Origin of the sequence: Vibrio tapetis subsp. tapetis, assembly GCF_900233005.1 — a bacterium.
Lineage (GTDB): Bacteria > Pseudomonadota > Gammaproteobacteria > Enterobacterales > Vibrionaceae > Vibrio > Vibrio tapetis.
On the sequence record NZ_LT960611.1, the window covers coordinates 2,546,904 to 2,563,667 of the forward strand.

16 protein-coding genes, 1 other RNA gene and 1 pseudogene are annotated in these 16,764 nt (G+C 42.7%); 11 read left to right on the top strand and 7 right to left on the bottom strand.

The features are described 5' to 3' along the window. Nucleotides 1-102 precede the first annotated feature (102 nt). From smpB to VTAP4600_RS25950, 9 genes are all read left to right on the top strand, one after another. Nucleotides 103-588, top strand: a complete 486-nt coding sequence (gene smpB, locus VTAP4600_RS11335; RefSeq protein ID WP_102522896.1) for an SsrA-binding protein SmpB — start codon at nt 103-105, stop codon at nt 586-588. A gap of 67 nt (nt 589-655) precedes the next feature. Next, nucleotides 656-1,022, top strand: a transfer-messenger RNA (tmRNA) gene (gene ssrA, locus VTAP4600_RS11340). Nucleotides 1,023-1,220: 198 nt separating this feature from the next. Next, nucleotides 1,221-2,462, top strand: a complete 1,242-nt coding sequence (locus tag VTAP4600_RS11345; RefSeq protein ID WP_102522897.1) for an integrase domain-containing protein — start codon at nt 1,221-1,223, stop codon at nt 2,460-2,462. Between the two features lie 2 nt (nt 2,463-2,464). Then, the gene (locus VTAP4600_RS11350; protein ID WP_102522898.1) at nt 2,465-3,283 is read left to right on the top strand and encodes a hypothetical protein; all 819 of its coding nucleotides are present in this window, start codon (nt 2,465-2,467) and stop codon (nt 3,281-3,283) included. A gap of 154 nt (nt 3,284-3,437) precedes the next feature. Next, nucleotides 3,438-3,641 carry a helix-turn-helix transcriptional regulator gene (locus VTAP4600_RS11355; RefSeq protein WP_102522899.1) on the top strand — a complete coding sequence of 68 codons (204 nt, stop codon included), beginning with the start codon at nt 3,438-3,440 and terminating at the stop codon, nt 3,639-3,641. Nucleotides 3,642-3,674: 33 nt separating this feature from the next. Continuing rightward, nucleotides 3,675-3,902, top strand: coding sequence for a helix-turn-helix transcriptional regulator (locus VTAP4600_RS11360; protein ID WP_102522900.1), 228 nt, complete (start codon nt 3,675-3,677; stop codon nt 3,900-3,902). Between the two features lie 142 nt (nt 3,903-4,044). Continuing rightward, nucleotides 4,045-4,644, top strand: a complete 600-nt coding sequence (locus VTAP4600_RS11365; RefSeq protein WP_102522901.1) for a YagK/YfjJ domain-containing protein — start codon at nt 4,045-4,047, stop codon at nt 4,642-4,644. Between the two features lie 34 nt (nt 4,645-4,678). Next, nucleotides 4,679-4,921, top strand: a complete 243-nt coding sequence (locus VTAP4600_RS11370; RefSeq protein ID WP_102522902.1) for a hypothetical protein — start codon at nt 4,679-4,681, stop codon at nt 4,919-4,921. Between the two features lie 80 nt (nt 4,922-5,001). After that, the gene (locus tag VTAP4600_RS25950; protein WP_172443040.1) at nt 5,002-5,568 is read left to right on the top strand and encodes an HGGxSTG domain-containing protein; all 567 of its coding nucleotides are present in this window, start codon (nt 5,002-5,004) and stop codon (nt 5,566-5,568) included. A 20-nt stretch (nt 5,569-5,588) separates the two neighbouring features. Here VTAP4600_RS25950 and VTAP4600_RS11380 read toward each other — a convergent pair whose 3' ends face one another. The 6 genes and pseudogenes from VTAP4600_RS11380 to VTAP4600_RS11405 all read right to left on the bottom strand — a co-directional run bounded on the left by VTAP4600_RS11380 (nt 5,589) and on the right by VTAP4600_RS11405 (nt 14,035). Then, nucleotides 5,589-6,323: a M48 family metallopeptidase gene (locus VTAP4600_RS11380; RefSeq protein WP_102522903.1), complete on the bottom strand. Its 735-nt coding sequence runs from the start codon at nt 6,321-6,323 to the stop codon at nt 5,589-5,591. A gap of 20 nt (nt 6,324-6,343) precedes the next feature. Beyond that, nucleotides 6,344-9,577 (bottom strand): type I restriction endonuclease subunit R, encoded by a 3,234-nt coding sequence (locus VTAP4600_RS11385; protein ID WP_102523971.1) that lies wholly within the window; start codon nt 9,575-9,577, stop codon nt 6,344-6,346. A gap of 16 nt (nt 9,578-9,593) precedes the next feature. Continuing rightward, a complete protein-coding gene (locus VTAP4600_RS11390; protein WP_102522904.1) occupies nt 9,594-10,259 on the bottom strand; it encodes a PM0109 family protein in 666 nt (221 codons plus the stop codon). After that, nucleotides 10,252-11,094, bottom strand: a complete 843-nt coding sequence (locus tag VTAP4600_RS11395) for a hypothetical protein (RefSeq protein WP_102522905.1) — start codon at nt 11,092-11,094, stop codon at nt 10,252-10,254. The genes VTAP4600_RS11390 and VTAP4600_RS11395 overlap by 8 nt, the downstream gene beginning before the upstream one ends. Further along, complete coding sequence (locus VTAP4600_RS11400; RefSeq protein WP_102522906.1) at nt 11,094-12,311, bottom strand: restriction endonuclease subunit S; 1,218 nt, start codon at nt 12,309-12,311, stop codon at nt 11,094-11,096. Before VTAP4600_RS11400 ends, VTAP4600_RS11395 begins: the two co-directional genes overlap by 1 nt. Then, nucleotides 12,304-14,035, bottom strand: a pseudogene (locus VTAP4600_RS11405) (type I restriction-modification system subunit M). Before VTAP4600_RS11405 ends, VTAP4600_RS11400 begins: the two are co-directional and overlap by 8 nt. A gap of 245 nt (nt 14,036-14,280) precedes the next feature. Between VTAP4600_RS11405 and darT the strand changes: the two are divergent. Continuing rightward, entirely contained in the window at nt 14,281-14,886 is a 606-nt protein-coding gene (darT, locus tag VTAP4600_RS11410) for a type II toxin-antitoxin system toxin DNA ADP-ribosyl transferase DarT (protein WP_102522907.1), read from the top strand. A 14-nt stretch (nt 14,887-14,900) separates the two neighbouring features. Next, nucleotides 14,901-15,968: a type II toxin-antitoxin system antitoxin DNA ADP-ribosyl glycohydrolase DarG gene (gene darG, locus VTAP4600_RS11415; RefSeq protein WP_102522908.1), complete on the top strand. Its 1,068-nt coding sequence runs from the start codon at nt 14,901-14,903 to the stop codon at nt 15,966-15,968. A gap of 63 nt (nt 15,969-16,031) precedes the next feature. Here darG and VTAP4600_RS11420 read toward each other — a convergent pair whose 3' ends face one another. Then, nucleotides 16,032-16,607 carry a DarT ssDNA thymidine ADP-ribosyltransferase family protein gene (locus tag VTAP4600_RS11420; protein ID WP_102522909.1) on the bottom strand — a complete coding sequence of 192 codons (576 nt, stop codon included), beginning with the start codon at nt 16,605-16,607 and terminating at the stop codon, nt 16,032-16,034. Between the last annotated feature and the right edge of the window lie 157 nt (nt 16,608-16,764).

The following is a 16,764-nucleotide window of genomic DNA, read 5'->3' on the forward strand; positions in this document are numbered from 1 at the left end:
TCACTCTTACATCGTAAAGTCATCACAAACCACGTAATATCGAAGTTTGGTTAGCATAAAAGGATTTCCCTATCTCGGTGCAATCCGTATAATGGCGCTATTATGGCAAAGAAAAAATCAAATTCCAAAGCGGGTAGCAATACCATCGCTCAAAACAAAAAAGCTCGCCACGAATATTTTATTGACGACGAGATCGAAGCTGGCCTAGAACTGCAAGGATGGGAAGTTAAGTCCCTGCGTGAAGGCAAAGCCAACATCGCCGAAAGTTATGTTTATATCCGTGACGGAGAGGCGTTCATTAGTGGTATGTCTATCATTCCACTACAACAGGCTTGCACTCACACAGTAGCGAACCCGACACGTGTTCGTAAACTGCTCATGAGCCGCAAAGAACTCGACAACCTATTCGGTCGTATTAACCGTGAAGGCATGACTTTAGTTGCCACTGCTATGTATTGGTCCCGTTCTTGGGTCAAAATCAAAGTAGGCGTAGCCAAAGGTAAAAAACTGCACGACAAACGTACTGATATGAAAGAAAAAGATTGGGCAAGAGACAAAGCTCGCGTTATGAAGAGCAATCTGCGTTAATCTTAACCACTTAGACTGCATGGCTCTAGACAGGCTAGCCTTTTCTGGTACTATGCAATCAACACTAGGGGCTGATCTAGGATTCGACGGGAATTCTGAAGTCTGAGGTGCATGCCGTGGGGCGGTTGGCCACGTAAAAAGCCGCAAAAAAATAGTCGCAAACGACGAAAACTACGCACTAGCAGCTTAATAACCTGCTCAGAGCCTCTTTGCCCTAGCTTCCGCTTGTAAGACGGGGAATAACAAAGAGTCAAACCCAAACTAGCTAGCGTGGCTTCTCCCGCCTGAGAGGAAAAGCGCGAATTATAATTCAGGATAGCCATTTACTAGCGTGTCGGTTCGCAGGTGGATGGTGAAATTAAAGATCGACTAAGCATGTAGTACCAATGATGAATGATTTTCGGACGCGGGTTCAAATCCCGCCAGCTCCACCAAATTCGTATACGAAGACGTCCTAGGACGTACGAAAGCCCGCTAGACCACTGGTCTAGCGGGCTTTTTTGTGTCTATAATTGTTCGATGTTGTATTACAGCATTCGGAAGTTTTGGTACTAAGTTAAGTACCAAGATCGTTAGTACTCAATTCTCTTGGTACTAACGAGTTATATTGGCTCAAATTGTAAGGTAATTAGATGGCTCGTTCGGTAAAGCCTTTGACTCATACTGAAATCAGTAAAGCTAAATCCAAAGACAAAGAATACTCACTGTCTGATGGTGGTGGACTAATGTTAAGCATTCGCCCTAGCGGAAATAAAACTTGGCTATTAAAGTACTACCGCCCATTCACAAAAAAACGCACAAACCTTACCTTTGGCTCGTACCCTGAAATAAGCCTTGCTCAAGCAAGAGCAATGAGACTTGAGGCACAAACTCTACTAGCTCAAAACATCGACCCTAAAGAACAAAGAGATCAAGAGCTAGTCCGTGGAAAAAAAGAAACCGAAAACACACTCCAAGTAGTCGCATTGCAATGGTTTGACGTAAAGAAAACCCAAGTGACCGAAAACTACGCCACCGATATATGGCGTTCTTTCGAATTGCACCTGTTCCCCTCTCTAGGTAGTTACCCTGTTAGCCAACTCAAAGCCACACAAGCAATCCAAACCCTACGACCGATAGCAGCAAAAGGCTCACTGGAAACAGTTAAACGCCTATGCCAGCGTATTAACGAAGTCATGACCTTCTCCGTTAACATCGGTTTGATCGACAATAATCCACTAGCGAAAATTCACTCGGCTTTTCAGGCTCCCACCAAAAAGCACATGCCAACATTGCCACCAAATGAAATTCCAGAGTTAATGCAAAAACTAAGTCGGGCAAGCATCAAACTAACCACACGCTGCTTAATTGAATGGCAATTGCACACTATGGTTCGCCCTGCGGAAGCTGCTGGGGCTAAATGGGATGAGTTAGATTTTGAACGTGGGCTCTGGATAATTCCGGAGTACCGAATGAAGAAACGCAAAGAACACTCGGTTCCTTTAACTGATCAGACACTCGCATTGCTTGAAATAATGAAACCAATAAGCGCTCATCGAGAGTTTATCTTTCCTGCTGATCGTGACCCGAAAAAACATACCAATGAGCAAACGGCTAACGCAGCTTTAAAGCGAATGGGCTTTTCTGGACGACTTGTTTCTCACGGTCTACGGGCTCTCGCCAGTACTACACTGAATGAGCAAGGCTTCGACTCTGACGTGATTGAAGCGGCACTGTCCCACGTGAACAGCGATGAAGTAAGAAGAGCGTATAACCGAGCTGATTACCTTGAACGTCGTCGTTCACTCATGAGCTGGTGGAGCGAACATATTGAAGCCGCTAGTACAGGTAGCGTGAGCCTTGGGCAAAAGCACTTGAAAATAATAGGTAGTTAACCGTGGCAAACCCAACAGAAATAGATTTACTACAAGCTGAATTTAAAAAAATGAGCCTCTGTGAGATAAATAAACCTCTGATGCATCACTTTGGACAACAGGTAGACTGGAAAGAACCTTGTGATTATGAATTAGCTCTTGCAAGTCAATTCCCAGCATTTAAAACTCTAGAGTTAATTGAAAAGAGAGTTGAAAACAAGCTTCTTTCTGACGCATTAAACAGCATAGAGCTCTTAAGCTTAAAAAACATCCAGCATAACGCCAGCATAGTGAATCAGTCTATTAAACGACTATCAGCTACAGATCGTGACCTTATGCGTTTATTCAGTAATAAAGATATTCAAAATATAATGGTGGCATTAACAAATGTTCACTACCAAACAGCCGCTCATGACATACAGGTTACTTGCTCACGACACGCTTTAAAAAATGCAGCTCGTGCAAAAACAAACAGTAATAACGGTAAAAAAGCAGCCAGCAAGCAGAAGCCAATACATGCATTAATCCAGCATATGTATCAATATCTCATATCAAGCCCTCTGACAGATAACTGCAAGAAAGAATTTATTTACACTTCAATCAATCGACATCTTAATCATTTACTTACTTTAGAGTTATCAAGTGAACATAAAGCATTATTCTCAGCGTACTCAGCCAAAAACGACACCAGCAAAATAGAAGCCCCATCAACAAAGACTATTCAGAAGTGCGTAGCTAACATCAAAATAGATAAGACTATTGGCCGCCCCATCAAGGGAAAAAAAAGTACAGGAATAATTCAAATGGAAAACCACTTAAAAAAAGATTTTCAAAAAAGATAACAAGTGAAATACTATCTAAAAATCAGTAAGTTAACTAAAACAAACCTCCTATAACAAGAGAGAATAGGCAATGCCCTTTCTCTCTAATCACACTACCTTCCACAATAATAACTCCATCAGCTTATCGGACACATTCGAAAACTATGGAGCAACAATGACAGCACAAACTACCCCAATCGACCGCATCGTTCGCGAAGCCGAACGAAAAGAACTCACAGGCCTATCACGTGTACGGGTTTGGGAGCTTGAAAAAGAAGGTCACTTCCCAAAACGAAGAAAGCTAACTCCAAACGGCAATTCCGTTGGCTGGCTGCTATCTGAAATCAATGAATGGATTCAGTCTAGAAGAACAGCTTAACCAACTTATAGCCCCCTATTTGAGTAGCCACATATGAAAACGAACAATTTTGATTACGCCCGAGCTATAACCAAACCTGATGGCATAAAAATCATCAATAAACAAAGTTTGGCTAAGAAGTTAGGTGTGAGTGAATCAACTATCTACCGTATGAACAAGCAGAAAGAATTACCAAAGCCACTGCTATCACCGAAAGGGCGTATTAGAGGTTGGTTGCGCAGTTCCATTGAAGCTTGGATTACGAATAGCCAACGTAACTAAATTGAAATTAGGCTGAACGGAAATGACCTAAATTGAAGTGAAAATTCATCTTTGTTCACTTCCAACAGCCTACTTAACCATCTGATTTACAGAATATAAAGTATGGTTCGAGCCATATGGCTTTGCAGGTTATATATATTGTATGTATCAGATTGCTCTTCACGAATCAAAAAAGCATCTCGCTTATCTGAACTATTGCGGAGAAGAGCAGCTGATTTTCTACCCTCAAGCAGGAGTGATTAAAAAGATATTAGTTAAAAGCTATAAGCAGTTAGACACCATGATGAGCTGCTACTCAAAAGTCAGTGTGGTCTTTCTCCAAATACATCAAAAAGAGTTCACTGAAGACAATAAGCAAATGGCCTTATTTATTAAGAGATTTCAGCAAAGACTTTCAAAGATTTACCCATGCAGATTTGCTTATATTTGGGTAAGAGAACAGGCAAGCGCTCAATCTCAACACTATCACCTTGCCATTATGCTGAGTGGACATCTTTGTCAAAGCACCCGTGGCATTGACCTACTTTGTAAGGATGTATGGGAGCAAATAAACCCATTGAATTTCAGTTTTAAAGTAAGGAACAGAATTTACCGCATTCATCGAACTGATAAACAACACGAATTACGAGCAGCAAGATTAAGGTTGAGCTATCTAGCCAAAATACATTCAAAAACAGATTTTAGCAGCTACACCAAATCATTTGGTACAAGCAGACTAACTTACAACAATGGATATCGTTAAGAGAAAAATATGAAGAATTACACGGAGAATACTCATGCGTAACAAATACAACTGGCCGCTCCTACACAAAGAATTTGGCTGCTATAAAGCGAAAGACCCTGCTCTCTCTATGTCGAGCTTCGCAAGGGCAAAAGGTATACCTGAAAGTACTTTTCGTAAGGGTCTTCTTACCTACTCTCGCAAACTTAAGGCAAGTAACGTAAAAGCACCACGAGTGGCATCGAAGAAAAAAGTAACATTAACGATTACTACGCACTTCGAACTGATCAGCCACTAACATTGCAGAGGTGATCACCGACCAGTGATCACCCGTTTACACCCCATGAACCGAACATTAAACCGAACACAAGGATAACAATGAGCGACTCAACCCACCGCTTTAACCTTTCAACATTGCCCTTATGCGGCGCTAAAACTCGTGCTGGTGGTCGCTGCAAGCGAAGAGGCTCACTCAAGAATGGCAGGTGCAAATTGCATGGTGGTCAGTCTACAGGAGCGAAAACCAAAGAAGGAAAGCTAGCACTTCGTGCGAATGCCATAAAAAGAGATATACCTGAGTGGATGTGGAACGATCACTTTAAGCCAGATGACTTTGTGTTGATAACGCATTCATATAATGCGCTTAGGGATAAACTCACCTCTTCACCAAAAGACTGGAGAGGCGCACTATCACTAATTCAGGAGCATCGAATCCTCTTTGAGTCATTCAAGTACGTCATTACAGAACTCTACGACCATCATGCTCTCTTCTATATTCAAACGGCGCTAGATAGACATTATAAGGCTTCAGAAAGCCAGCACTTGAAATGCCTGCTATATACGAATGCTCCTGAGCTAGGCAGATTCAATGTCCCTATCTCAGACGAAAAAATGGCCTTATTTTTTGAATGTAAACAAACTAAAACAAAGCCTTTCTGGGAATAAATAGCGTGGCTTCCAGTAACTCAAACCACCAGCCCATGCCCGTTAACCTTAAGCCACTCTTTGTGCTCTTGGTAATCGGGCATCACACGTTCGACTTCTTTCCAAAATTGCGGGGAATGATCATGGTGAACCAAATGGCACAGTTCATGGATAACCACGTAGTCCACCACTCGGTTTGGTGCCATCACAATCACCCAGTTGAACTCTAAGTCACCATATGGCGTGCAACTGCCCCAGCGGCTTTTAAACTCTTTAATGCGCACGACGCCCGTTTCTACCCCTACAAGGTTTTCATAGCGGCGAACCTTATCGCGGATTTTCTTTTCAGCGTTGCGCTTATACCAGTTCATCAACGAACGGCGAATGTAGTGGCTTTGGTTACTTGGGTCTGGCACACAGACGGTAATACGTCCGTTCACAAGCTTAGTTGGGCTCAGGTCGCCTTGTAGCACTTTTAGTCGGTAGTTACGGCCAAGATAAGGAAAGGCCTCACCAGAAACGTACTCTTTGTCGCTGCGGGGAGTCGCTTCCAGCTGAATGGCTAACTTTTCAATGATCCACTGGTGTTTGTCTGCCACCAGCTTTTCTATTTTCTCTAACTCTAGCGCTTTAGGCACCACCACTATCACCAGCCCATCTTCAACCTTGATGGTGGCGGATTTACGGCGAGAGGTTCGTGCTACCTCAACATCATAGCCATTGGCTTTGATTCGCTCTGGTGCTTTGCTGGTGGCTTTCATTACTGGTTTACTCATACTGAATAATTCACCGCAGATTACTTATTGCTGAACTTGGTTTTCGCCAAGTCCATAAAGCGTTCTTGGAGAATCGAAACTAAAGCTTTATCACCAAAAGGTTGATCAAGCACCGCTCGCTTAATTTCCTTTTTCATTCGTTTCACTTCATCGGTTTTGTTAAAAAAGTCGATGATTTGGGTTGCTTCATTCAGCATAGCCACCAAGGCTTGAGTAGTGGTTTTGATTGCCTCATGAACCGCTTCCTCTATCACATCACCATCAGTCACATTGGTGACTTCTGCAATCAGGATATTGTAGAAAGCAAACTCGGTTTCCGTTAAGCCGACATCTTGTGCGGCTTGCTGATGGGCATCACCCACATCACCAGTCATCTCCAATAGCAGCTCTAACTGTAGCGCCCATTGGCCTGCTGTTTTCTCGATAATATCGCGTAAGCTCAGTGAACGGTAGTATTCAGGGTCTTCATCTAGGTTGATGTTGATGTGGTGCTTAATGGCGCTTTCAATTTCAGACGCTTTAGACTCGTCGCTTTTATTGGCTTGAAGGCTCTCTTTAAAGTTTGCCGCTAATAAATTTACGGGTTTATTTTTAGGGTCAACACCTGTACTCAATATGTGGTCATCCACCAACTGACGCACCTTTTCACCAATTTCAGACATATCTAAGCCTTCATCACGAAACTTGGTTTTCGCCGCATTGTGAATTTTGCCAAGCTTTCTCATATCAGCAGTAAAAGGTGCAGCCGATTTATCAGGCAAGATGACATTAAGCTGTTTGCCGAACACTTTAAACGCCATGTTGAACTGCGCACGCACGGTTTCATCTTTGAGTGCCAGCACATAATCATCCACATCATCGCTATTAATGCCTTTGAAGAAAGACATCGCACGGGTGTGCATCGCTTTTAGCTTCGGAATTTCATCTTTGAGGTTTTGATATGTACCATCCACATCGTCACTACTGAACATATCTAATGCGTCCGTAAGGTGCGTTGCTAACCCGTGATAATCGACAATGTAACCACACGACTTATTTTTGTAATTACGGTTCACACGTGCAATCGCCTGCATCAATGTATGGTCTTGCAGCTTACGGTCGATATACATCACCTGTGCAATTGGCGCATCGAAACCAGTTAACAGCATGTCTTTGACGATTAAGAAGGCCGTATTATTAAACTTGGCATCTTTAGGGCTAGTACCCGCTTTATCCTGACCAAACGGCTTCTTGAATTGCTCTATGACTGTTTTTTGGTGTTTAGCATCGGTGTATTTAGCAATGTAAGGTTTGTCATTGTGATCACCTGAAATAATCACCTCGGACGGCGGTGCGCCAAGCTCATCCAATGTTTGTTTGAAAATAGTCGCGGCGTGTCGGCTACCCACAACAATCATGGCTTTAAAACCGTCTGGCTGAACCGTTTCTCGGTAGTGCTTGAGTAAATCGATACATACCCAACGAATACGGGCAGGTGCTTCACGTACTGCTCGCTCTACGCCGTATTTCTTTTTGATTTCTCGCTGCTCTTCTTCGCTATAGTCACCGAAGTACTCTTCAAACAACTTGTCGAGAGATTCACCCGCCACTTCCGACTTTACCTCTCGGCCTTGATACAGCAACTTCACCGTTGCGTTATCATCAACCGCTTCATTGATTTTGTATTGGTCGATATAGCCACCAAACGCCTGCCCCATCTTCTGCGTCTTCAATAAAGGCGTACCTGTAAAGCCTACTTTGGGCGCATTCGGTAGTGCAGCTTCAATGGTCATAGCAAGGCCACCAAACTGTGTTCGGTGCGCTTCATCCGCTAATACTATGATTTTTTCACTTGGGTTTAAGTTGGCAAAACCGGCACTGTTGGAATCAACGACAGTCGTTCCATCACTTTTTTCAGCTAGATGTTGAGTTGAGTGACGAGTAGATAACGTTTCTTGTTTGATTTGCTCTTTTTCTAAGTCAGCAAACTTTTGCACCATAGCTGTAACAATATCGGAGCTGTCTTTTTTGAGTAACTCTTTTAATTTGGCGACCGAACCTGCGTTATAAATGGTTTCACTTTGCGCGGCATTGAAGGTATCGGTTAACTGTTTATCTAGCTGAGTTCGGTCGGTAATGAATACTAACTTGTATTGCATTAGCTCAGGATCACGGCGCATCTTCACCGCCAGCATCACCATGGTTAAGGTTTTACCGCTTCCTTGGGTATGCCACACGACACCTGACTTATCTTTCCTGTCTTTACCTGTCTTTAAGCGCTCAATAACCTTATTAACCGCTCGAAACTGCTGGTAACGGGCGACCTTTTTAATGGTGCGGCCATCATCAAGCTCAAATAAGGTGAAGTTCTGCAGAATGTCTAAGAAACTTTGTTTATTGAACATGCCTTGCAGTAAACGCTGCTGCGCTGTCACTTCTGCCAAGCTTTCGTAACTCGGTGCTTGTTCTGCAACTTTGTCTAACTGTTCTTCTAGTGCGTCTTCTGGTTGTTCAATATCCACTTTAGTGCGAAATGCCACCACGTTATTGTGCAGTGATTGCACCGCTAACTGCGCATCGGTAAACGGGTATGCATCTTTCCATTCGCCATAGTATTGGCTAGTGGAGCTAATGGTGCCGACTTTGGCCTGATCGCGACAAGTCGATACCATGAGTTGGTTATACCAAAACAGCTTCTCTGCCCCTTCATCTTCATCTTGATTACGCAAGTTCGCGTAGCGGCGAAGTTGATCAATGCCGTTCTCCATTGGGCTAGAGATATAAGGGGACTTACACTCAATCACAGCCAATGGGATGCCATTAACAAAGCAGACAATATCAGGGATGATATTTTGCGCACCCTCAATTTTGAACTGGTTGGTACACACGAATTCGTTGTTTTCGAGCTGTTCAACGTCAATAAGGGTAACGGTTTGGCCTTTACGGCCAGAGCCAAAGTCTTGCTCTACGGAAATACCATCACCAAACAGTAACCGCCAGAAATACTTATTATATTCCATTAAGCCCGTGCAACTTTGATGCGTGATCGTACGGCAAACACCGCGCAAGTTCTCGTCACTGATCCAAGGGTTGAGTTTTTTCAGCGACTTCTCTAGCCGTTTAATCAGTACCACTTCTCGCAAAGAGGAACGTTCTTGTATAGCAGGATTGCTAGGGTTGGGAGCTAAAGCTTTACCTTGCACATATGTCCACCCTAGTTGTACCAATTGGGCAATCGCTGGCGCTTCTACTTTATCGAATTCGTTGTTTTTCACTTTAGCTACCACCTAATTATGCCTCTGCACCTTCATTCGTCACTGCCTGTGATTGTGCAAAAGCCAAGGCTGCATCAATGTACTCTCTCGTCTTAGAGGCAATGTTCTCGACGGCTTCTTTTTCAAGCAATGCCGACAGTGGCAATTCAAAACCACACGCGACCACAGGGTAGCCCGACTCATCTTTTTTGGGTTTAGGTTCAGCAGAATAAAAAGGATGATCACAGACATTCCATACTTTGTAATACCAATTACAGTCTTGATTCTCAAAAGGCGTGTAGACACTGACTTTTAATACACTTTGTGCATCTTCGACACTGGTAGGTAGAGCGATACCATCAGGCTGATTACCATTTGCCACCTCACTTTGTACGCCTGTATCGGAATCAATCATGATTTCGACTAAATACTCTCCCACTCGGACCTGATTCACATCTTTCACGTTCTTAAATACATAGAAGGTAGACAGGGCTGGCAGCATATCCCATTGCCAACCATCAAATGGGCTCGTTGTGAAACGAGTTGGACGAGCGAACTCTTTAGGCTGCCAAACGTAAAAGTCTAACTCTAAGGCTTTACCCAGTTGCTCTATTGTTGGTAAAAGCCTTTGATAATAAGCTGCAAGCAGTCGGTGGGCAGTTCTTACCTGTGAGAATAGGTCTTCTGTTTTTTGATTATTCATGGGTATTCCTAGGCCAAACCGACAGCGCATCTAAACTGACGGGATTAAAATTATGATGAATGAGCTTTTGATTTGATTGGCTCAGGTTGGCAGGGATAAGTTCTTGATCTAGCTTACTGTCCACTAACCTAGAGTGGTCTAAAGTTAAGCATTCAAAACCGTGATTCACTAAGTCACACCACTTAAAGTTATTGGTTTTGAGCCCATACAAGGCCAAGCCTTCGAGCATGTCGGTTAGCACTCGCCTGTCTGTTTTATTAGCACCTTCACTTGCGAGCTGCTGGATTAACTTATCTGTAACGGCTTGCCACTTGATAGCACCTACAAGCTCAAGTACTGAATTTGGTTTCTTTAGTTGATAAGCCCATTGCTGTGCGTTATGACGATCAATGCGACCAATCGCAAGAAAGTGCAGCGGTAACGCTTTATGCTCATCCGACTGCAAGAATGAATCGACCTCTCTTTGCCATTGGTCGTAATACTGGTCGCCGCCTGCTGGTGGTTTTATTACTTCAACGATCAAATTGCACTTATCGAAACGAATCACTAAATCAGGCTCAACTTGGCGAGATTCACGGCCTTCACCTAGCTCGTACCTCGGCCAATAGTCGATCGATTGAAATGCACCAAACTTCACCTGAAAATCATCAGGCGATAGAGAAAAGCAACTCGCTAGGATTTGAGTTTGAACATCATCAGATAGGTAAGCAAACCGCTCAAAAAAAGTAGACGTGAGCAAATCTTCACGGGCTTTAAACACGCTTGCCCAGCGTACCGAGTCTTGCCCACCGTGCTCAATACGCCCTGCTTTACCGTGAAGAATGGCTTTTAGCATTAGCTGTCTACCTTGACTCGTTTTTTGCCTGTAAGGAGATCTTGCATAAGGGCTTTCTTCAAAGACTTCTTACTGTCTAATACTTTTAACTTCAACGTAATGTTCTCATCTAGCATCTCTAGTATTCTTACTACTTGATTTTGCTCATCGAAAGGCGGTAAAGCTAAAATTATCGACATTACATCTGAACCAGGAAGGTTTGCCACCGTTCCTTTTCGAACAAAAGAATCGACTTGTGATAGCGCTTCATCTGTTTGCATAAAATAGTTGATGTACTTGGAGTTCAGTCCTTTCTTTGGGGTCAATTTAATCGCATATGCACTGGCTATATAAGGAATAGACTGAGACTCAAAAACAGCAGTGGCTCCACAATCAGCTGTTGTGATCATTACCAAGTCACCATGATTTAAAGCGTTTTGAGTAACAAGCTTACTATCTAGCTTTGCAACAGGAACCTGCGAATATTTAATAACCCCATTACTAGATAGGTCTGTTCCCCTAATAGTTTTTACATTCCCAAGTTCATCGTAGTCTTTGGAACTAAAGCGAGGACCATACTTATAGGTATGAAAAATATCTTTAAATTTCACAACCTCCCACTCCTTCGGAATCCTACCCACTGGCGAGTCTTTAAACTCGGCATGCGGCTTACCATCCACACCGACACCACGAGTAAGTAACTCTTGCATCATGCCTGTTTTCAGGTCTTTGAGCTTGTCGATTTGCGCCTGTGTTTTTTCAAGCACCTCATCGACTGAGGTGAGAATTTTGGCGATTTTCTTTTGTTCTGGGAGTGGTGGGAGTAACAGTCGAATTTGGTTTAACGCCCCTTGCGTTATCTTAGGTTGAGCTGAACCACTAGCAATAATGCTATAGTCAATTGACTCTAATGCTTCACACAAATACCCAATATCAACACCCTCTTTTGGCTGTAATACATGTGCGTGATTATTAACCCAAAACTTCCCATTAACTCTGAATGCAAGAGGGAGATTACGTGACAGTACATTTTCACCATCTTCTCCAAGTAGAATATATTCACCATCAAAAATATAATCATCTACATAATCAATAACGCTAGATGCACCGTAATAACGATAGGCACCCTGTCGATTCGCTCTATCTGTAGATTTCAAAGGTATACGTTTTCCATCTAAGTTATTTGCGGCCTCAGATACTAATTTTATACACCATCCTTCAGGAACCAAGTTACTCATAACCCAGCTCCTTCAAGTACCCTTGCATCACCTGCTCGGCATCCGTTACTTGTTCATCAAGTTCATGCAACGACACTTGGTACTTGTCCCACCAGCGTTCTAGTTGAGTGATTACCTTAGCTTCTGCATCCACAGCTACTTCACGAATCTGCTCTTTGCTCTCAATGCTTGGCTTGAATACGTAGTAGTCGTTGTCTTTTTTATCGAATACAAGTGATACATCAAAGTCTTGAATGATCTCTTCTTGAATGTATTCGTCTTCCACTTCACGCACTGGCACACCACCATGCAGAATCGCACGTACATCAAAGATTTCTGCTGGTGGCGAGGTATCGGCATAACGGCGAATATTAAGGTTAAAATCGTTCTCGGCAATTTCTGAAAAGTTCACCACTTTTGCGTAGCGTTTAATATCGCATTTGCTTTCAAATGAATGGCTTTCGAAGGTTTCGACAATCTTGGTGATGTCTTGCTCGCGCAGTTTGTTCTGATTTTTGCCCTCTTCAAACTCAAGCTCTGAGTTGATGAACAGCACTTTGCCTTTACGAGCTGCAACTTTGTTCTTGTTGATGATAAGCAGGAATGCCTGTGCCATAGAACAAACCCGATGGCAGGCCAACCACTGCTTCAAGCAAATCATCTTCTAAGATGCCTTGGCGAATCGCTTTTTCACTAGAACCACGGAATAGCACACCATGTGGCATAACTACACCCACCATACCTTCAGCGTTAGTGCTGGCGATCATGTGTTGGACAAAGGCCAAATCACCTGCATCTTTTGGTGGTGTACCGTAAGGGAAACGACCAAAACCATCGCTGTCACACTCATCTTTACCCCACTTCTTCAGGGAGAAAGGCGGGTTAGCGATGACTCGATCAAAGGTCATTAGCTCACCGCTTTGCGTGTGCTGAGGGTCACGTAGGGTGTCACCCTTGCGAATATCGGCACTTTGCACGCCATGTAAGAACATGTTCATCTTACAAATTGCCCACGTATTCAGGTTCATTTCCTGCCCGTACAGCGATAAGTTAGCGGCGTTTTCTTTGTTTGCTGTAAGGTGATTACGGGTTTGTACCAACATACCGCCCGAACCTGTTGTCGGATCGTAAATACGCATTCCCGCATGTGGTTTTAGTAATGCCACCAGCAATTGCACCACTTCACTTGGGGTATAGAATTCACCGCCCTTTTTGCCTGCACTGTCGGCAAACATTTTGATCAGGTATTCGTAAGCCGTACCCAGCATATCTGGGCGCTCGAAGTCTTCATTACGTAAGCGGTGCTGGCTAAAGTGAGACAATAAATCACGCAGCTTGGCATCTGAGAGTTTGTTTTTGATGTTGAAGTCTATCGTCACCAATACGCCTTCTAGCGCAGGGTTAAACTCTTCAATCGCTTCTGTTGCTTTGTTTAGGCTTTCGCCAATGTTGTGCTTCAAATCTTTAAGTGCAGACCAACGAGCAATTTCTGGCATGAAGAAGGTATCGTCGTACTCATCTTCATCGTCTGCCAGCTCAGTCGCTTGCTCTTCGGTTTTCCCTTTGTCTCGGTAGTACTGAATGACCTTTTCTTGCTCTTCTTCAAAGGCATCAGACATGCGCTTTAAGAACATCATGCCAAAGATATAGTCTTTAAATTCAGAGGCATCCATATTGCCACGAAGGATGTCAGCCGTTTCCCACAGGAAAGACTCAAGCGTTTGCAGAGAGAGTTTGTTGGTCATTGATGTTACCTACAGAATATTAGCTAATCTCGTACATGAGCGTACGTTGTCGTATTGATACGAACAAATATTGGAGCGAATTTTACGTTGAAGTTGCAAGTGGAGCAATCAGAGACCGCAAATAGTGAGTGTACAAATCAACTAAAGTAGAAATTTCATCGTCAAGAGTGATAACATCATTCCGTAACATACTGATTAGCATTTTTATCTTCAATATTTTCATCACCTTGCCAAGGATGTTATCGATGACTGTGAAAGTCTCCCATATCACTCACATCAACAACCTAAACGGGATACTAGCCGCAGATTGTTTATGGTCGGACTCCAAACGTATTGAACTTAACTTAACAAATAAGAATATTGGTTATAACCACATTAAACAGCGACGATTACAGCACCGTGTTGATGCTGCCGCTGGTGGTATGATTGGTGAGTATGTTCCATTTAACTTCTGCCCCCGATCTGTGATGCTTTATGTCATTCATCAAGGTCATGATGATTTCCACGATGGGCAAGAACAGATTGTGCATTTAATCAGTGATACACAAACAATAATGGTCGCTAACCCAAACTGCTTTTTTACTGACATACATGCCGACTTGGCGTTTGCTGAGCAAATCGATGATTTTTCACGATTAAATGAACTCGATTTCAAGAAAATCCATGCTAAATACTGGCAGCAATTTAAAGAAGAAAAGCAAGCTGAATTTCTAGCATACAACTCAGTACCTTGGAATTGTATTCGACAAGTCGGAGTAAAAACGCCAGAATTAGCAGAGAAGGTAAAACTGATTATCGCCAATTCAAAACATCAACCTGAAATTCTGGTTAAGCCAGAATGGTATTATTAGTTGAGTAGCTAACAATGATTTCATACGTTGAAGGAAACATCCTGCACGATCAAGCCGATGCCATTATTAACACCGTTAATACGGTTGGAGTTATGGGAAAAGGCCTTGCTTTGCAGTTTAAAAAAGCCTTTCCTGATAATTTCAAAGCGTACAAATCAGCTTGTGATAGTAAAAAACTCACAACCGGAAAAATGCTGTCTGTTGCTACTCAATCAATCAATGCACCTTTCTACATCATCAACTTTCCAACTAAAGCTCATTGGAAAGGAAAATCTAAAATTGAATACATCCAAGATGGTTTAGGTGCTCTCAAAAAAGAAGTTCGAAGATTAGAGCTAACCTCTGTAGCGATACCAGCTCTAGGTAGTGGGCTCGGTGGTTTGCCTTGGTCTGAAGTAGAGCGTGAAATTCAGGCGGCATTATCCGATATGCCAGATGTTGAGTGGCGTATTTATCCGCCTCAAAATGCACCTAAAGCCGAACAAATGATTAACCGAACACCTAAACCTAGGATGACAATTGGTCGAGCTGCGGTTATCGGGTTAATTAATGAATACCTCACAACTGGATTACACTACAAACTGTCTTTGCTTGAAGTCCAAAAGCTCGTCTATTTCTTGACGGCGGCAGGAGAAAAATTAAATAAAGTCCACTTCCAAAAACATCACTATGGCCCTTATGCTGATGTGCTACGCCATGTATTAGAAAAAATGGAAGGGCATTTTATTTCAGGCTACGCTGATGGTATAAACAAGCCTGACACGTCTATTCAACTAAAAGGTGGCGCAATCAATGATGCTCAATCATTCTTAGCCTCTCACCCTGACACTAAGGAAAACTTTGACCAAGTGACCAAGCTGGTCGATGGTTTTGAGTCACCTTACGGTATGGAGTTACTCTCTACAGTTCATTGGGTTGTGACACAAGAATGCCCTCACAAGGAAGTGGAACTAGAAGATGTAATCAAAAAAGTTCATGGGTGGAGTGAACGTAAAGCGCAAATGAAGCCAGCCCATATCAAAGCTGCTCTAGCACGGTTACAAGAACAGCAATGGTTGGATAGAACGCCTACGACTTACTAAATGAGTTCCCAGTAATTTAGTAAGCACAAAGGCTTCCAATGGGAAGCCTTTCTCGAGAATTAACTATCGATTTAAAAACATCCCTTGATTGACCTTTACATCCAGAGCAATTCTTTTATCCCTCAACAGCATCTCGACGTTTTTCTTAACCTGTTCATTTGGAACAAAAATCTTAAAAAAATCATTAACAGCTACCACGTTTGGCGATAAACATTCGGCCATGCACACACTTTTTGACTCATCATCGTTATAATCTCTACGATTCATTGCTTGCCAATTGATACGATTAAAACCTTCCTCATAATCCAGAACTTCAACCCCTTGGTTTGCTAGAGGATGCCGTGGAATAATACTCCAATTTCTAGCCTGAGCTAGCGTTCTTCTAACTGCAACCAATACAAAATCAGTATCAGGATTATCAGTTTGAACTGCCCCATCAAATGGGTTTCGAGCAAAAAAGTGGAAGGGAACATATCGCTCCAAATTATATGCTTGACGCCCATCCAGAATTTCATGATCTGCAACATCATCAAAATCTTCTAACTCAACTCTTGGTAATAATCCATTATCTAGAATGGATGCTACATTTTCTAAACTAGTAATATGATAAAGCAGTTTTTGGTCTCTAATATCAGCCATGACAAATCCTTAGTACTATCAGTTCAACTTAGTCAGTATGCCGCACCAAAAGAAGGGTTTTAAGGTTTTTACCTATAGTACAAAGGCTCTATATCTCAAAATAGAATTTTATATATTATGAAGTATCAAATTATTTTAGTACCAAGAATGGTACTAA